This is a genomic window from Nocardia sichangensis, from assembly GCF_047200615.1.
Taxonomy (GTDB): domain Bacteria; phylum Actinomycetota; class Actinomycetes; order Mycobacteriales; family Mycobacteriaceae; genus Nocardia; species Nocardia sichangensis.
Genome location: NZ_JBJZOK010000039.1, coordinates 23,487 through 39,923, shown reverse-complemented (window position 1 = coordinate 39,923; position 16,437 = coordinate 23,487). Strand labels below are relative to the sequence as shown.

Here is a 16,437-nt window from a genome sequence, read left to right as displayed (position 1 = left end):
AAACCGATAGCCACCCGCAAACCATCCGGGTGCGGGGCAGCGGAATGCTCGGCCACGGCGGCAGTCGGGGTGGAAGGACACTGCTTCATCCATGACAGGTGAGGTGGCGGGCCGCAGCGACCCCTCACGATGGTTCCATGGCCGAGTCATCGAAGAACTTGGGTCCGGTGGAGGTGGTGGTTTTCACCTTCCCCGGAGCGCGCGTGAACGAGCACGTCCGGGCGGGTCTGTCCGGTGTCGTCGAGGGTGGATACGTCACCGTTCTGGATCTGGTCTACCTCGCCAAGGACGCCAACGGCTACCTGCGGCGAGTCGAGGCCGGAGACCCGCTCGAGGAGGTCGGCTTGGCCGGGGTGCGGGTGCAGGCTCTCGGCCTGCTCACCGAGCAGGACTTGGCAGCGGTGGCCGGGGCGATGCCGGTGGCCACCTCGGCGGTCGTGGTCGTCTACGAGCAGACCTGGAGCCGTGCGCTCGCCGATCAGATCGCCGGGTCCGGTGGCGAGCTCGTCCTTCATCTTCAGCTGCGGTGCCCCGACTCGTCGTGCCCCGCGAACACGTCCGTGGCGTCGATGATCCTCGGCGCGCGGGCCGACACACCAGGACTGCTGGCCACCAGCGCCGCCGCCGTCCTGGCCGACAGCGGCCGGACCGCACCCGCGATCACCGCACGAACCCGGCACATCGCCGCAGCCCACACCAGCCTCGGATAACACGACCACCGCACCGCGCGCGCCACTGCCGGGCTTGAAGCCGGGGACACGGCGGTTCAAACCACCACCGCCTCCCCAGCGAGAACACCCATCCAGCGGTGGGTGTTGAGAATCGAACTGGTTTTCCGACATCCCTGGGGTTTTCACCCGTAAGGGGTGATTTCTGCCCCTGGGAGGTGCTCATAGCCTGTGGTTGAGCGCCGCGTAGCGATTGAAGGAGGAGACAATGACCAAAGCGGAGCAAGCTCTCGAGGTGAAGCAGGATACGTTGTCCGAAGCATCGAAGTCGGCGGAACGTAGCTCGGTCGGCTGGTACAAGCTGTACAACGATTTGGACGTCCCCGTCGAGGTGGTGCGAGCCGCCGGCCCCAGCGGGGAACGCCTGGGGGTGGTCTCCGTAGCCCCCGGTACCACCAGCGAGCAGTTCGATGACGGAAGCACCATCTATTGCTGGTATGGCACCAGCACCCGCCAGATATACGACTGCTCCTACCCCTACACGGTCTGGTACCACTTCACCGGCAACCTGCGAGGCAACCAGGTCAACAACCTGAGCTGGTTCAAGTAGCCGTGACTCCAGGGGTCCCGGACTGACCGGGACCCCTGATGCAACGCACCGCCTGATGGCATCTGAAAGATGCCATCAGGCGGTGCGTTCCTTCAACTGTTCGCCGACCACTAAATGAACCCCGCGCACGCCACCGGCTGCGACTGACCGCGCCAGATCGCGGCGCGCGCCGGATCCATGCTCCCGCCTTACCTGCCCTGCACCCGCCTTGCTCGTCCGCCCCGGTCAGAAGGGGTGACTCCAACACCGCTATATTCAGCTCCGCTCTCCACACGTCGGACGGATTCTTGACGAGTAGATGACAAATGGCCGCAATTCACACGGTACGGTCGGCACCATGACGTGCGGCTATGCGTCAAGTGAGCACATGGGTAACTCACCGGGTACGCCCAAAACCCGACCGACACCCAACGCAAGACCTGAACGCAAACCGACCACCCACCCAACTGGTACGGCCTGAATACCCGGAGAGGCGGAACAGCATGAGCACGAACCAAGGTGCGCTCTGGGGCGGGCGATTCGCCTCCGGACCGGCCGAGGCCATGGCCGCGCTGAGCAAGTCGACGCACTTCGACTGGGCGCTGGCCCCCTACGACATCCGCGCGTCGAAGGCGCACGCGCGTGTGCTGCACAAGGCCGGGCTGCTCTCCGACACCGACCTGTCCGGCATGCTCGACGGGCTGGATCGCCTCGCGGCGGACGTAGCGTCCGGCGCGTTCGGCCCCGCCGAGTCGGATGAGGACGTACACGGCGCGCTGGAACGCGGCCTGATCGAACGGGTCGGCGCCGAACTCGGTGGCCGGTTGCGGGCGGGGCGTTCGCGCAACGACCAGGTGGCCACGCTGTTCCGGATGTGGCTGCGCGACGGCGTGCGCCGGGTGGCCGCGGGCGTGCTCGCGGTGGTCGACGCGCTGGTGGAGCAGGCGGCCGCGCATCCGGACGCGGTGATGCCGGGTAAGACCCATTTGCAGGCGGCGCAGCCGGTGCTGCTGGCCCATCACCTGCTCGCGCACGCGCACCCGCTGCTGCGCGACCTCGACCGGCTGCGCGACTTCGATCGCCGCGCGGCGGTGTCGCCCTACGGTTCCGGCGCGCTGGCGGGCTCCTCCCTGGGACTCGACCCCGAGGCCATCGCCGCGGATCTGGATTTCGACGCGGCCGCCGCCAACTCGATCGACGCCACCTCGGCGCGGGACTTCGCCGCCGAGGCCGCGTTCGTGCTCGCCATGATCGGCGTCGACCTGAGCCGGATGGCCGAAGACGTGATCCTCTGGAGCACACCGGAATTCGGCTATGTCACGCTGGCCGACGCCTGGTCGACCGGCTCGTCGATCATGCCGCAGAAGAAGAACCCCGACGTCTCCGAGCTGACCCGAGGCAAGGCGGGCAGGCTGATCGGCAATCTCACCGGCCTGCTGGCCACCCTCAAGGCGCAGCCGCTGGCCTACAACCGCGACCTCCAAGAGGACAAGGAACCTCTCTTCGACTCGGTCGCGCAACTCGAACTGCTGCTCCCGGCCATCGCGGGCTTGGTCTCGACGCTGACCTTCCACACCGATCGCATGGCCGAACTCGCGCCCGCGGGTTTCACGCTGGCCACCGATATCGCCGAATGGCTGGTCCGCCAGGGTGTTCCGTTCCGGGTCGCGCACGAGGCGGCGGGTGCGTGCGTGCGTGCCGCCGAGTCCAGCGGCGTCGGCCTGGACGAGCTCACCGACGAGGAGTTCGCCGCGATCGACCCGGCGCTGACCGGGAAGGTGCGCGAGGTGCTCACCGTGCAGGGCTCCATCGCGTCCCGCAACGCCCGGGGCGGTACGGCCGGTGTCCAGGTCGCGGCGCAGCTCGCGGAGGTGCGCGAGGCGGCGGCCGCGGCGCGAGCCTGGCTGGACTGAACCCGGGCTCCGCCCGTCCGCGATCCGCGACCCGGCCTATCCGACGACGGTGATGTCGGCTCCGCTGAACAGCAGATCGCTGCGGCGCCGGGGACCCACGTCGAACCCTTGCGCCGGTTCGGCCTCCGGCGTCAGCTCGCGCAACTGCCGGAGAAACTCCTCGACCGCCAGCGTGGCCATGCTCTTGCCGGGACAGACATGCCTGCCGAACCCGAAGGTCAACGGCAATTTGCCGGTCCGGTCCAGCGCCAGGCAGTCGGGAAACGCCTCCGGGTCGCGGTTCGCCGCGGCGAACATCACGAGCAACGGTCCGGCGGGCAGCCGCGTGCCGCTGGAGAGTACGACCGGCGTCCTGGCCCGACGCTTCCATGCCACCAGCCCCGGATCGAGTTGAAGGATCTTCGCCGCGACCCGTGCGCCGCCGTTCGGCTCGGCGAGCAGATCCCACCAGACGCGGTCCGGATCCCCGAGCAGTCGCTGGACGCCTTGCTGAATGCTGCCGCTCACCGTGTGCACGCCTGCGGCCAATGAGTTCGCCATGGCGGATACCGCGATCCGATGGGACAGCCCGGCGTCGCGCAGTGTGCGGGCGAACCCGGTCGCCTCGCTGCCGCGGCCCGCGCGGACCGCTCTGCCGCTGACGGTGAACAGCCAGCCGAGCGCGCTCACCGCGTCGGCCAGTTCGCGTCCGCGCATCACCCGGCCGAGCAGTCCCGATTGCGCTCCGCTCCAAGCGGCCACGTTCGGCCAGTCCGATGCGGGCAAGCCGACCGCCGCACCGACGGTCCGGGCGGCATAACCGATCGACAACGCAGTCACGTCCAACGGCGAGCCGGGCCGGAATCCCGCGTCCCGCACCGCCGCGTGGAAGTGCTCGGCCATCTCGGCGGCCCGGGCGGCCCGATCGGCGGGGGAGATGGTGAAATGCCCAGAAGGCCCGGCCATGGTATTCCACACCCGCTTGTGCAACAGGTCGTCGGACAGGTTGGCGGTCGCCTTCGCGGGTGGCGGAACCAGGTGCCGGACGAAATGCGGGATGGTGCGGGGCGTCGCCGCGATGCGCGCGTAACCGACGAGGGGATCCAGCGAATTCGCGTTGGAGATGCCCGGCGTCGTCGCGTCCAGCACTTCGCGCACGTCGTCGTACTTCCAGATCATGCGCAGCCCGGACCGATGCGCGTAACTCGGTTCCGGCCACTCGTGCACACGCCGGTACCTCTCATCGCGCTCGGCATACGGCAACTCGTTGCAGGTCACTTCGTCGAAGGGAAAACCGGTCACCGCAACGTTCGAGCTACGCATCGGCCGAGCGTATCGGCACGTCGGCAACGGTCGCCGGTCCGCGAATCCCCGGCACTGGGAGGGCCGGTGCCCACCGCTGCCGGGCCGAGCCGGGTCGCGGCTGTGACTAGGCTGCGAAAATGACCTTGTTGCTGCTCGCCTTGGCCATCGCCTCCGAGGTGACCGCGACCGTTTCACTGAAACTGTCCGACGGATTCACCAAGCTCGTCCCTTCGATCGTCGTGGTCGTCGGCTATTGCACGGCGTTCTTCTTCCTCGCCCAGGCGCTGAAGCGAGGGATGCCGATCGGGGTGGCTTACGGCATCTGGTCGGCGATCGGCGTCGCCGCGATCGCGCTGATCGGCGTGCTGTTCCTCGACGAGCGGCTGACCCTCGTGCAGGTCGGCGGCATCGGGCTCGTGATACTCGGCGTGCTCGCCTTGGAACTCGGCGGCGCGCACTGACTTCGGCTGCGAGGCATCCCGCGAGTTGTCGCGGGTCAATCCGATACGTGGACCCCGTATCCCGCGTTCCCGAGGGCGGTGAGCACGTCGTCGCGATGAGCGGTACCTCGTGTCTCCAGGGTGAGCGCCACTTCCACCTCGTCCACGGCCAGCCACGTCCCGGTGCGGGAGTGTGCCACGTCGACCACGCTTGCGCCCGTCTTGCCGACCACCGCCAGCAGCGATCCCAGCGCGCCGGGGCGATCGGAAATCGTCACGCGCACGGCGAGATAGCGACCTGCCGCGCTCAGGCCGTGACCTATCACGCGGGTCAGCAGCAACGGGTCGATATTGCCGCCGGACAGGATCGCGCAGACCGGCCCCCGCAGGCCGAGTTCCTCGGGCGAAATACTCATCAGAGCGGCGACCGCCGCGGCGCCCGCGGGTTCGACGATCAGCTTCGCGCGTTCCAGGCACAGCAGCAGCGCCTGCGACAGCGCTTCCTCGTCCACCGTCACGATTCGTGAAACATGCTGGGCCACATGGCCGAACGGCACTTTGCCGGGCTGTCCGACCGCGATGCCGTCGGCCATCGTCGACATCCGCTCGACGCGGACCGGGTGGCCCGCCGCCAGCGAGCCCGGCCAGGCGGCCGCTTCCGCCGCCTGCACCCCGATGACGCGGACGTTCGGCGCCAGATGCCGCAGCGCGACCGCGACTCCCGCCAAGAGCCCGCCGCCGCCGGTGGGCACGAGCACCGTGCCGACCTGCGGCAGCTGCTCCGCGATCTCCACGCCGGCGGTGGCCTGGCCTGCCACGATATCGGGATGGTCGAACGGATGGATCAGCGTCGCGCCGGACCGGTCGGCGAAATCCAGTGCGGCGTCCAGCGACTCGTCGATGGTCTCGCCCACCTGGCGGACTTGCGCACCGTATGCCTTGGTCGCCGTCACCTTCGGCAGTGACGCCCCGACCGGCATGAACACCGTCGACGCGATGCCGAGCGAGGCCGCCGACCACGCGACGCCTTGCGCGTGGTTACCGGCGCTCGCGGCCACGACGCCGCGCTCCCGAACCTCCTGCGGCAAATTCGCGATTCGGTTGTAGGCCCCGCGCGGCTTGAACGACCCGGTGCGCTGCAGGTTCTCGCATTTCAGCCACACTTCGGCGCCCACGCGCTCGGACAACACTCGCGAGGCCAGCAGCGGCGTGCGCCGGATCACCGGGTCCAGCAGCCGCGTGGCCGCCGCGATCCGCGGCATGTCGACGGTCTCCATAGCGCCATGCTGCCACTCGGGCAGGCGAGATCAGGCGGCTCTGGCGAGGTTGTGGGCCAGCGTCCCCAAGCGCGCCAGGCGCGCGTCGCCGAGCGGGGTGATCCGGCTGCCCAGGCGATTGGTGACGAAGCCGAGCGACATCCCGGTCGCCGGGTCGGCGAAACCGCCGGAGCCGCCGAGGCCGAAATGGCCGAAAGCCGAGATGGGTTCGGCCTTGGACGGCTTCATCGGCACGCCGTGGTAACCCAGCGCCCAGGGAATACGGAAGGCCAGCACGTAGTCGGGGGTGAACACCTGCCGCCGGGTGATCTGCTCGATGGTGTCCGGGCGCAGCAGCTGATACCCGTCCAGTTGCCCGCCGTTGGCAAGCGCGCCGTACACGCGGGCCAGCGCGCGGGCGGAGAAGACGCCGTTGAGGCCGGGCATCACCGAGTCGTGTAGGCGCGGATCGGCTACCAGCTCGGCGAAACCCACGGGGGTGGTGTCGGCGGCGGCCGCGAAGCGGGTGCGGGCGAGCATCCGCGAGCCACGCTCCCAGCTCATGCCCGCGACCGTGAGGCGCGGGAAATTGGTGGCGATACGCCCGCGCTCGGCTGCCGGGACCCGGAACCACAGTTCCTCGGCCGCGAGCGGTAGCGCGATCTCGGTGCGCAGCGCGTCGGTGAATTCCGTTCCGGTCACCCGGCGCACCAGCTCCGCGGCGAGGTGTCCGTAGGTGATGCCGTGATAGCCGCTGGTCACCTTGTGCCGCGGATCGGGCGCGGCGGCCGCGAGCGCCGCGGTGACCGCGGCGTCGTCGAAGAATCGCTCGACCGGTCCGGGCAGCAGCCCGCGCAGCCGGTGCAGCCCGGCCCGGTGGGTCAGCATCGCCCGAACGCTGATGCGCTCCTTGCCCGCCGCCGCGAACTCCGGCCAGTAGGTCGCGAGCGGCTCGTCGTAGTCGATCAGGCCGCGCTCGGCCAGGCGATGCACCAGCGTGCTGGCGATCCCTTTGCCGGTCGAGAACGCCATCGCGACGGTGTCGTGCGCCCACGGGACATCCGGATGCGCGTAACCGGCCCAGACGTCGACCACCGGCTCGCCGTGCAAGTAGACCGCCAGCGCTCCGCCGCCGTCGGACGGACGCCGGAACAGCCGGTCGAACTCCGCCACCAATCGCGCGAAGCGGCGATCTACGAATTGTCCTGCCGAAACTGTCATCGAAACCTGTGCCTGTCTTTCAGCGCCTGCGGCGTCGCGAACAATCCAATGCTAGGTGTCTCGTTTCGCTCGAGACCGGTGGCCGGGACCCGCACCCACCACGCGACCGGTCGGTACTGTGAGAAGACGTTTCCTGACCGTCACACGGGTGACCGGGAACGCAACACGCTGCCCCTAGCGTGTTGTCATGCCCCCGAGACGACGTTCGGCGCTGCTCGCGAGGTTGGTCGTCGACACACCCGGCCGCCCGCAGATCATCCTCGGCGAACTGCGCCGGGTGATCCTCGACGGGGCGGTGCCGCCCCGTACCGTCATCCCGCTGCGCGAGGTGGCGGAACTGTTCGGCGTGAGCCATATTCCGGTGCGCGAGGCGCTCAAGACGCTGATCGGGGAGGGGCTGGTCACCCACGAGCCGCACGCCGGATACACGGTGGCGCAACTGACCGCCGCCGAGTTGCGCGAGATGTACATCGTGCGGCAGACCTTGGAGACGGCCTCGCTCGCCGCGGCCGCCATGAACCACTCCGCTGCCGACCGCGCCGAACTGCTGGATGTGAACGAGGCCATGGAACAGGCGATACGCGACGACGACCCGGCCGCCTATCACCGTGGGTCGCGCACCTTCCATGTGGCGCTGACCCGGCCGTCACGCATGTTCCGGCTGCTGCACATGCTCGAAGCGGCGTGGAACGTCACCGAGCCGGTGCAGTCGATGGTGCACATCGGCCGGGCCGACCGAGTGCGGCTGCACACCGACCACGCGTTGATGCTGGACGCGTTCCTGGCCCGGGACGTCGAGCGCCTGCTGCTCGTCGCCGAACATCACCATCGCAGGCTGGAGTCCGTGATCGCGACCTTGCCCACCGATACCGGTCTGCTCGCCCCGGAAGATATATCTGCCGCGCAATAGCCGGGCAATAACCGCGCAATGGACGGGCAATAGCCGATTCCTACCGTCGTTTCGATCACAGTTTCACCCTTCGGATGGGAAACACCATGACCGAAACCATCGCCGCGGCACCCGCTCCCGAGCGGATCGCCCCCGCAGGCTACGACCCACGGCTCACAAACGACGATCTCGCGCCGCTGCGCAAGCAGAACTGGGGCTCTTACAACATCTTCGCGTTCTGGATGTCGGACGTGCACAGCGTCGGTGGCTATGTCACCGCGGGTAGCTTGTTCGCGCTCGGCTTGGCCAGCTGGCAGGTACTGGTGGCCTTGTTGATCGGGATCACCCTGGTGTATTTCTTCTGCAATCTGGTCGCCAAGCCGAGTCAGGCGACCGGCGTGCCGTACCCGGTCATCTGCCGCAGTGCGTTCGGCGTGCTCGGCGCCAATATCCCCGCGATCATCCGCGGGCTGATCGCGGTGGCCTGGTACGGCATTCAGACATTCCTCGCTTCGGCGGCACTGGATGTCGTACTGGTGAAGCTGTTTCCGTCCCTCGCGCCGTACGCGGTGGCAGGCGACTACGGATTCCTCGGTCTGTCGCTGCTCGGCTGGGGCAGCTACCTGACGCTGTGGGTGGTGCAGGCCTGCGTTTTCTGGCAGGGCATGGAGTCCATTCGCCGGTTCATCGACTTCTGCGGGCCCGCGGTGTACGTGGTGATGTTCCTGTTGTGCGGTTACCTGATCGCGAAGGCCGGCTGGGGCGCGATCGATCTGAACCTGGGCGCAGTGCGGTACACCGGATGGGATTCGGTGCCCGTGATGCTGGGCGCCATCGCGCTCGTGGTCTCCTACTTCTCCGGGCCGATGTTGAACTTCGGCGACTTCTCCCGGTACGGCAAGTCCTTCGCCGTGGTGCGCCGGGGCAACCTGCTCGGTCTCCCGCTGAACTTCCTGCTGTTCTCGTTGCTGGTGGTGATCACCGCCTCGCTGACGGTGCCGGTCTACGGCGAGCTGATCACCGACCCGGTCGCCACGGTGGCGCGCATCGACAGCACCTTCGCGATCGTGCTCGGCGCACTGACCTTCACTGTCGCCACCATCGGCATCAACATCGTCGCGAACTTCATCTCGCCCGCCTTCGACTTCTCGCACGTGAGTCCGCAGCGCGTCAGCTGGCGCGCGGGCGGCATGATCGCCGCGGTGGGCTCGGTGCTGATCACGCCGTGGAATCTCTACAACAACCCGGAGGTCATCCACTACACGCTGGAGGTGCTCGGCGCCTTCATCGGCCCACTGTTCGGGGTGCTCATCGCCGATTACTACCTGGTACGCAAGCAACGCGTGGCGGTGGACGACCTGTTCACGATGTCCAGCAGCGGACGCTATTGGTATCGCGGCGGATACAACCCGGCCGCGGTGATCGCGACGGTCGTCGGCGCGCTGGCCGCGGTGATGCCGGTGCTGGCCAAGGATGTCACCGGTATGTACACCGCGGCACAGTACAGCTGGTTCATCGGTTGCGGCCTCGGCTTCGTGGCCTACTACGTCCTTGCCACACGCACCTGGCCGGCGATGCGGGAGAGCGCGGCCTGATGCATATCCGTGTGGTCAACCCCAATACCTCCCGGGCGATGACCGACACGATCGAGCGGTGTGCCAGGGCCGTCGCTGGTCCTGGCACCCTGCTCGACGCGGTGACCTCGGAGATGGGACCGGCCTCGATCGAAAGTCACTACGACGAAGCGCTCAGCGTTCCCGGCCTGCTCGCCGCGATCCGGCGCGGGGAGGCCGAGGGGGTCGACGGCTACGTGCTGGCCTGCTTCGGCGACCCCGGTCTCGACGCCGCGCGCGAGCTGGCCAGTGGACCGGTGATCGGGATCGCCGAGGCCGCTATGCGTACCGCCGCTCATCTCGGTCGCGGGTTCAGCGTGGTCACCACCCTGGGCCGGACCGTCGGCCGGGCGGCCGATCTGGCGGAGCGCTACGGGATGCGGCACTTCTGCCGCGGTATCCACGCCTGCGAGATTCCCGTGCTCGCCCTCGACACCGATCCGGACGCGCGCAAGATCGTCACCGAAGCGTGCCGGGAAGCGGTCGAGGCGGACCGGTCCGACGCGATCGTCCTCGGCTGCGCGGGGATGGCCGATCTGTCCGCGCACGTGCGCGCCGAGGTCGGCGTGCCGGTGGTGGACGGTGTGGCGGCGGCGACCCTGACCGTCCAATCGCTGCTCACGCTCGGTCTGCGCAAGTCCGGCCGGGGCGAATTCGCCGCGCCGCCGCCGAAGCCTTACACCGGCTCGCTGCGATCGTTCGGGGCCTGAGCGAGGCTCAGGCGGCTACCGCGATGGCGAGCTTGCGCAGTTCGGCGTCCGGGTCGGCCACGTCGACCACGAGCCGTGTGACGTCCGCGCCCGCCAAGTCGATACGGATGGCGTGTCCGTCGAATCGGGTGTCCCAGAATTCCTTGCGGCCCTTGCCGCGGAAGGTCCCCGCCGCGATCACGCCGGGGAAGAAAGTGCCGGGCGTGCGCACCCACGGCGGGCGGCGGTCGACCCCGGCCATGCCGAGCGCGGTGACGGCGGACAGGTCGAAACTCAGCTGGTCGCGCAGCGCCAGCAGCTGATGCGCACCGAGCACGTGCACCGTCACCGTCGTTCCGGTGACCTCGAATTCCACCATCACGCACCTCACTTCACCGAGAACTCGTACCTCTCAACGATGCAGAACGGTCCTGGTCACAGCCTGTGCCGTTCCTATGAGTTCTCTCAGTTTCACTCCATGTTGTTACATGGATATGCGCATCAATCGATGTCACGCACCGTGCCGAGTATGTCGACCAGCGCGAATGTCGAGCTACAAACGGCTCGGGAGGGAAAGCCGTCGTGAATTCGCCGGCTGGATCGAGGCAGCCGCGCCGCCTGCGCAGTCGGCGAGATGTGGTCGGCTGCCTCGGACCAGGAGAAAACGATACGACGAATCAGTGCGCAGAGGTTCCTGTGACGTGCGCGTGTTCCGCGACGTCGAGGACACCGGCCAGCCATGGGGTGTAGGCGTCCGGGTTGTCGGCCAGCGCGTCGCGTAGCGCGTCCGGCTGAATCCACGCGAAGTCGGCGACCTCGGCCGGATCCGGTCGAGGGTTGCCGATGTCGAGGCGCCCGATCAGAACGTGATCCCACTCGGATTCGACGCGGCCGGTGCGCAGGTCCGCCGCGTGGTAGCGGTAGATCCCGGCCTCGGTGAGCGCGATCGTCAGGCCCATTTCCTCGGCCAGCCGCAGCCCCGCCGCGGCAGCGACCGGTTCGCCGGGTGCGGGGTGGCCACAGCAGGTATTGGCCCACAGTGACGGGAACCTGGTCTTGACCGCCGCACGCTGCTGCAAGAGCACCCGGCCCGCCGAGTCGAACAGCAAGACGGAGAACGCGCGGTGCAGTCGTCCCGGGGCCAGGTGTGCCTCGGCGACCGTGCACGCGCCGACCGCGCGGCCCGCGTCGTCGACGAGTTCGACGGGCAGGGCCTCGCGGTCGGTGTACGGCTGGGCGAGGGCGTCGGTCACCTGCCCACCTTATCGGCGGCGATGAGCAGGTAGTGGAAGCTCCCCTCCTGGTACGCGGTCAGGAACGGCTTCTCGACGCCGGTGGCGAGCTCGGAATGCGTGCGCAGCTCCCAGTACGGGATGGTCGCCGCGGTGAGTTCGGTCACGGAGATGGGCACCAGGTTGTTCGCGGCCAGGGCGCGGAAGTACTCGCCGCGCGGATGGATCATGCAGCCGTAGTGCGCGTCGATCCAGCTGACCGAGGACGCGCGACCGCCGGTCACGTCGTTGGAGCAGCCGGTGATGCACACGTAGCGTCCGCCCGGCTCCAGCAGGCGGGAGAACTCGCTGAACAAGTCGAAGAGGTCCACGTACATCGTGGTCTCGTTGGTCCAGATCCCGCGCATGGAACCGGTCTCGAAGCCGGTGTCGAGCATGTTGCGGAAGTGGAACCGCACCTTGTCCGCGACGCCGCGGTGAACAGCCTGGTCATTGGCGAAGCCGACCTGATATTCGGAGATGGTCACGCCGTCGACCTGGCAGCCGAAGCGCTGGTTGGCCATGAAGCTGGTGCCACCGCGCCCCGAGCCGCCGTCGAGCAGCCGGTCGCCGGGCCGGACGTCGCCGAGGTGGTCGAGCAGGAAGTCCGCCTGCGCGGTCTCCAGCCGGTGCAGTTCGGCGACGATGCGTTCCTCCCGGGTGTCCGCCGGGCCGGTCAGCACGGACAGGTCCGGCTCGCCGATGCCGTAGTGGTGGTGGTAGAGCCCGTCGACCTCACCGAGTTTGGTGTTGACCCGGTCGTCGTTCGGGTTGTTGTTCCAGTACGCGGCGACGGATTTCTGGTAGCTGGTACGCAGAACGGTCCCGGTCTCCGGGTTGAGCATGGTCATGCGCGATCATCCTCTCTCGGTGCGGTACTGCTTCGTTGCTCTCTTACAGGTGGCTCTGGTGCGGGTCGCGATAGCGCTTGCTGTCGGCGTGCCAGGCGCGGTTGCCTCCCATCCAGGCCCACAGGCCTGCGAGGAAACGGCGTAGTTCCGGCGAGCCGAGCGCGGCCAGGGGCGCCGCTTCCCGTTCGAACCGGTGCACGAGTTCGTCGTGCACCTCGGCGGTGCGCAGCACGGCCTCGCGGCGCGAGCAGCGCTCCTCGGCGGCCAGGACGGTCGGCAGGTTGAACTCCCTGCCGTTGGAGAGATCCTCGCGCGCCATCGAATACAGGTCGTTGACCATCTGGCTGGCCAGCGCGGCGGTGGTGACCACGCGGCGCACCGCGGGGTCGGTGTACTCGGCGGCCGGTAACTCGTAGCCGCCGACCACATCGGTCGGCGCCATGCACGGCAGGAAGCTGTGCGGTTGCCGATTGGCGAGGTACTCCCACACCGGCGGCATCCGCCCCGCCGAGCGCCAGCCCGCTTCCGCTCCGAGCGCGATGAACCAGCCCGCGATCTCGGTGCGCAGCCGGGCCAGTTGCGCAGGGCGTGCGTAGCGTGCGAGGTGCTCGAAGGACGTGCGAAACGCGCGCAGGATCGGATCGGCTTCGAGAGCGGCCTCGAGCTGGGCGACGTAACGCGCGGGAAGATGGACCGGGTCCATGGCGGCGGCCGCCAATTCGAGCCGGGGACCCAACTCCGCCTCGGCGCTGGAGGGGGTGCCGTCCGGTGCCCGGTCGTCGGCATCCTCCTCGCAGTAGTAGTCGTCCACGGACCATTCCGAGACCGCGCATTTCGCCGCCGCCAGCAGCCGGTCGGCATCGTCGCAGTCCGGGTGGGCGAGCATGATCAGCCGGCCGAAATCGGCGTCGCGCAACTCCTGCAGCCGCCCCTCGTACAACCCGATGTCCCTGGCCCAGTCGACGATGCCGATGTTGACGGCCTCGGCGAGAGCCGGATCGTCACGCAGCGGCGGCGGGCAGTACAGCGGTGGAATCGGATCCTGCCGATCGCGGCACACCTCGGCGGTGCCGGATCCGGTCGGTGTGCGTGGCACCCGTGCGGGACCGCCCGCGGCATCCGACCCGATGCTCGGTTGCGTCCGCGTGCCCGTGCGAGGTGGCCCCGCGAGGCCGTGTAGCAAAGCCGACGGCGTGCCGAGCCCGGTGGGTCCGGTGGGAATGCGTGGCGCTGCGGGCAACGGAGTTCGTCCCGTCACCAGGGGCGGCCCCGGTGCGGTGGCGAGAACTGCGGCTGCCCCTTCGATGGCTGCTCCCGGTGTGCCGGCGCGGACAGCGGTAGGGGAAGTCGCCGCCACGGCGGGCGTCGTGGCAGCGTCCGCGCCGGTACGGGGAAGCAACAGCGCGGCGGCGCCCAGGCCGGACGGACCGAGCAGAGCGCGCGGTGTGACCCCCGCCTGTCCGGCCACCGACGAAATATTCGGCGAATCAGCCGCTTTCGTCGACAACAGGTCGGCCGGAGCGGTTGTCCGGGTATTGGTGAGTAGCGCGACGACGGTGGCGGCCACCTCATCGGTGGCGTGCGCCGCCGCGGCGCGGGAGAGCACCGACATGCCCATCACCCCGGTCAGTCGGCTTGCCGGGCGACCGAGACGTTGTCGAGCACGCCGAGCGCGTCGGGCACCAGCACGGCCGCCGAGTAATAGCAGCTGATCAGGTAGGAGATGATCGACTGGTCGTCGATGCCCTTGAAGCGCACGTTGAGGCTCGGCTCGTATTCGTCCGGAATCCCGGTCTGGTGCAGGCCGATCACGCCCTGGTCCTTCTCGCCGGTGCGCATGGCCAGGATCGAGGTGGTCTGGGTGTCGCTGATCGGGATCTTGCCGCACGGGAAGATCGGTACGCCTCGCCACGCCGGAACCCGGTGCCCGTCCACCTCGACCGGATCCGGGTAGAGCCCGCGCTTGGTGCATTCGCGTCCGAACGCGGCGATCGCCTTCGGATGGGCAAGAAATAGTTTCGTGCTGCGGCGCATGCTGAGCAGTTCGTCGAAGTCGTCCGGGGTGGGCGCGCCGGTCTCGGTGTAGATGCGCTGCTTGAGATCGCAGTTGTGCAGCAGCCCGAAGTCGGGGTTGTTGACCAGGTCGTATTCGCGGCGTTCGTAGAGCGCTTCGATGGTCAGGCGCAGCTGCTGCTCGACCTGATTCATCGGGTCGTTGAACAGGTCGGCGACTCGGGTATGCACTCGCAGCACGCTCTGCGCCAGGCTGAGTTCGTATTGGCGTGGGGCGGCGTCGTAATCGACGAACGTGCCTTCCAACAGCGGCTCGCCCGCGTGGCCGGAGGCGATCGCGATGTCCGCCTCGCCTTTGTTGTTCTGCGGATGGGTGGGTGCGGAAGCCACGCGAGAAAGTTGCTCGCGCAATGCCGAAGTTCTGTCGATGAACTCTGTGAGTGATCGTCGCGGAAGGACCAACATGGTTGTTCGCGTGACCGTCTTGATGGTGACCGGCCAGATCGCCGAAGGTTCGGTCAATATCGTGTCGCCGAAGAAGTCGCCGCCGCCGAGGATGCCGAGCTTCGTCTGCTCGCCGTACTCACCCGACCCGATTTTGCTCAATTTGCCGTGCACGATCAGCAGAATTTGATCCATCGGATTGCCGAATTCCGCCACCACAATGCCCGGTTCGAGATCGCGCTGTTCGAAACGGTCCGCGAGGGCGCGCAGCACGTCCTCGTCATCGAATCCGCGCAGCGCCGGAAGTTCTTGCAATTCCAGGGGAATGACGCGTGCGGTGGAGCCGTCGATGACGAATTCCACTTCGCCGTTGCCCACGGTGTGGGTGAGGCGGCGGTTCACTCGGTATACACCGCCGTTGACCTGCGTCCACGGCAGCGCGCGAGTGAGCCATCGCGAGCTGATGCCCTGCATCTGCGGTTCGGATTTGGTGGTGTGCGCGAGCAGGCCCGCGGTACTGGTGCTCAGGCTCCTGCGCACGTTGTTTTCCGTTTGGACTGGCATTTCAATGGTCATGCGTGGTCCTCACCTCGAGACGGCCACCGAGACGTGGTGACGGGTTGTGGAGCAGGGGATTCGAGATCGTCGATAGTTCAGAGTCGCCGGGTGTTCACATCAAACAGCAGCGGGCGTGCCCGCGGACAGCTCATCGATCGAATTTGCCTACGCGCCAGGGCGTTCCAGACGTGATCGATGGTAGACGCCGAAAGCGGCTGTGCACAGAAAAATTTCGAAGATCGTTCCGACGCCCGCCGGATGGTCACGACACGCGGTCGATTCCGGTAACGGCGGGTTGCGTCCGGAGGTTCGGTCCGAATTGCGTTCTGGTAGCGGCAGATCAGCTATGTGAGCGTTCGACTGCCTCGGCCGCAAGTGGTGCCCGGCGCTCTCTCGATGTGGGCGAATCGGGCGGCCGGAGTGGCCATCGCGGCCATGCCGTGGCATCCACCGGTCGCGAGCGATGTCCCTACCCGCTGTGCTGCCGGACGTAAGCCATGTCCGAGCCGGGGCGTGGGTGCTGCCGGGATACGGGTCGACTAGGTGACCCCTCGATCGATGTGCGCCCGTATTCCGGCGCGGCGTGAAAACGGTGGCGGGCGCCCGGGCACACCGATGACGCTGACCTATCCGGGTTGCCGGTGGCCGGGGCTGCCGCGATGGAATGTTTCCGCGTCGATACGTGACCGTCAGGGAGCCGACTGCGGCAACCTGGCATGTGACGTGTCACAGCGGACA

The 16,437-nt window shown here is 68.0% G+C and carries 15 protein-coding genes; 7 read left to right on the top strand and 8 right to left on the bottom strand.

Going from position 1 to position 16,437, the window contains the following annotated elements; translation table 11 throughout:
• The first annotated feature begins 137 nt into the window (after nt 1–137).
• From ACL03I_RS35055 to argH, 3 genes are all read left to right on the top strand, one after another.
• Nucleotides 138–710, top strand: coding sequence for a DUF6325 family protein (locus tag ACL03I_RS35055; protein WP_412808101.1), 573 nt, complete (start codon nt 138–140; stop codon nt 708–710).
• A gap of 226 nt (nt 711–936) precedes the next feature.
• Nucleotides 937–1,278: a hypothetical protein gene (locus ACL03I_RS35050; protein ID WP_412808100.1), complete on the top strand. Its 342-nt coding sequence runs from the start codon at nt 937–939 to the stop codon at nt 1,276–1,278.
• Between the two features lie 482 nt (nt 1,279–1,760).
• A complete protein-coding gene (gene argH, locus ACL03I_RS35045) occupies nt 1,761–3,170 on the top strand; it encodes an argininosuccinate lyase (RefSeq protein ID WP_412808099.1) in 1,410 nt (469 codons plus the stop codon).
• Nucleotides 3,171–3,206: 36 nt separating this feature from the next.
• On the opposite strand, the gene ACL03I_RS35040 is transcribed toward argH, so the two are convergent.
• The gene (locus ACL03I_RS35040) at nt 3,207–4,472 is read right to left on the bottom strand and encodes a cytochrome P450 family protein (RefSeq protein WP_412808098.1); all 1,266 of its coding nucleotides are present in this window, start codon (nt 4,470–4,472) and stop codon (nt 3,207–3,209) included.
• A 119-nt stretch (nt 4,473–4,591) separates the two neighbouring features.
• Between ACL03I_RS35040 and ACL03I_RS35035 the strand changes: the two genes are divergently transcribed.
• Nucleotides 4,592–4,915 (top strand): DMT family transporter, encoded by a 324-nt coding sequence (locus ACL03I_RS35035; protein WP_355080710.1) that lies wholly within the window; start codon nt 4,592–4,594, stop codon nt 4,913–4,915.
• A 35-nt stretch (nt 4,916–4,950) separates the two neighbouring features.
• Here the strand turns inward: ACL03I_RS35035 and ilvA are convergent, their stop codons facing one another.
• Nucleotides 4,951–6,171, bottom strand: a complete 1,221-nt coding sequence (gene ilvA / locus ACL03I_RS35030; RefSeq protein ID WP_412808097.1) for a threonine ammonia-lyase — start codon at nt 6,169–6,171, stop codon at nt 4,951–4,953.
• Between the two features lie 30 nt (nt 6,172–6,201).
• Nucleotides 6,202–7,371 carry a serine hydrolase domain-containing protein gene (locus tag ACL03I_RS35025; protein ID WP_364430228.1) on the bottom strand — a complete coding sequence of 390 codons (1,170 nt, stop codon included), beginning with the start codon at nt 7,369–7,371 and terminating at the stop codon, nt 6,202–6,204.
• 187 nt (nt 7,372–7,558) lie between these two features.
• Here ACL03I_RS35025 and ACL03I_RS35020 point away from each other — a divergent pair, with 187 nt between their 5' ends.
• The 3 genes from ACL03I_RS35020 (at nt 7,559) to ACL03I_RS35010 (ending at nt 10,583) form a co-directional block, all read left to right on the top strand.
• Nucleotides 7,559–8,281 (top strand): GntR family transcriptional regulator, encoded by a 723-nt coding sequence (locus ACL03I_RS35020; RefSeq protein ID WP_355080789.1) that lies wholly within the window; start codon nt 7,559–7,561, stop codon nt 8,279–8,281.
• A gap of 86 nt (nt 8,282–8,367) precedes the next feature.
• Nucleotides 8,368–9,855, top strand: a complete 1,488-nt coding sequence (locus tag ACL03I_RS35015; protein WP_364430224.1) for an NCS1 family nucleobase:cation symporter-1 — start codon at nt 8,368–8,370, stop codon at nt 9,853–9,855.
• Nucleotides 9,855–10,583, top strand: a complete 729-nt coding sequence (locus tag ACL03I_RS35010; protein WP_412808096.1) for an aspartate/glutamate racemase family protein — start codon at nt 9,855–9,857, stop codon at nt 10,581–10,583. The genes ACL03I_RS35015 and ACL03I_RS35010 overlap by 1 nt, the downstream gene beginning before the upstream one ends.
• Nucleotides 10,584–10,590: 7 nt before the next feature.
• On the opposite strand, the gene ACL03I_RS35005 is transcribed toward ACL03I_RS35010, so the two are convergent.
• The 5 genes from ACL03I_RS35005 to ACL03I_RS34985 all read right to left on the bottom strand — a co-directional run bounded on the left by ACL03I_RS35005 (nt 10,591) and on the right by ACL03I_RS34985 (nt 15,717).
• A complete protein-coding gene (locus ACL03I_RS35005) occupies nt 10,591–10,941 on the bottom strand; it encodes a hypothetical protein (protein WP_355080795.1) in 351 nt (116 codons plus the stop codon).
• Nucleotides 10,942–11,239: 298 nt separating this feature from the next.
• Nucleotides 11,240–11,815 (bottom strand): isopentenyl-diphosphate Delta-isomerase, encoded by a 576-nt coding sequence (gene idi / locus ACL03I_RS35000; RefSeq protein ID WP_355080797.1) that lies wholly within the window; start codon nt 11,813–11,815, stop codon nt 11,240–11,242.
• A complete protein-coding gene (locus tag ACL03I_RS34995) occupies nt 11,812–12,684 on the bottom strand; it encodes a geranyl diphosphate 2-C-methyltransferase (RefSeq protein ID WP_355080798.1) in 873 nt (290 codons plus the stop codon). The genes idi and ACL03I_RS34995 overlap by 4 nt, the downstream gene beginning before the upstream one ends.
• A gap of 43 nt (nt 12,685–12,727) precedes the next feature.
• The gene (locus tag ACL03I_RS34990; RefSeq protein WP_412808095.1) at nt 12,728–14,296 is read right to left on the bottom strand and encodes a family 2 encapsulin nanocompartment cargo protein terpene cyclase; all 1,569 of its coding nucleotides are present in this window, start codon (nt 14,294–14,296) and stop codon (nt 12,728–12,730) included.
• A 14-nt stretch (nt 14,297–14,310) separates the two neighbouring features.
• Nucleotides 14,311–15,717 (bottom strand): family 2B encapsulin nanocompartment shell protein, encoded by a 1,407-nt coding sequence (locus tag ACL03I_RS34985; protein WP_355080802.1) that lies wholly within the window; start codon nt 15,715–15,717, stop codon nt 14,311–14,313.
• Between the last annotated feature and the right edge of the window lie 720 nt (nt 15,718–16,437).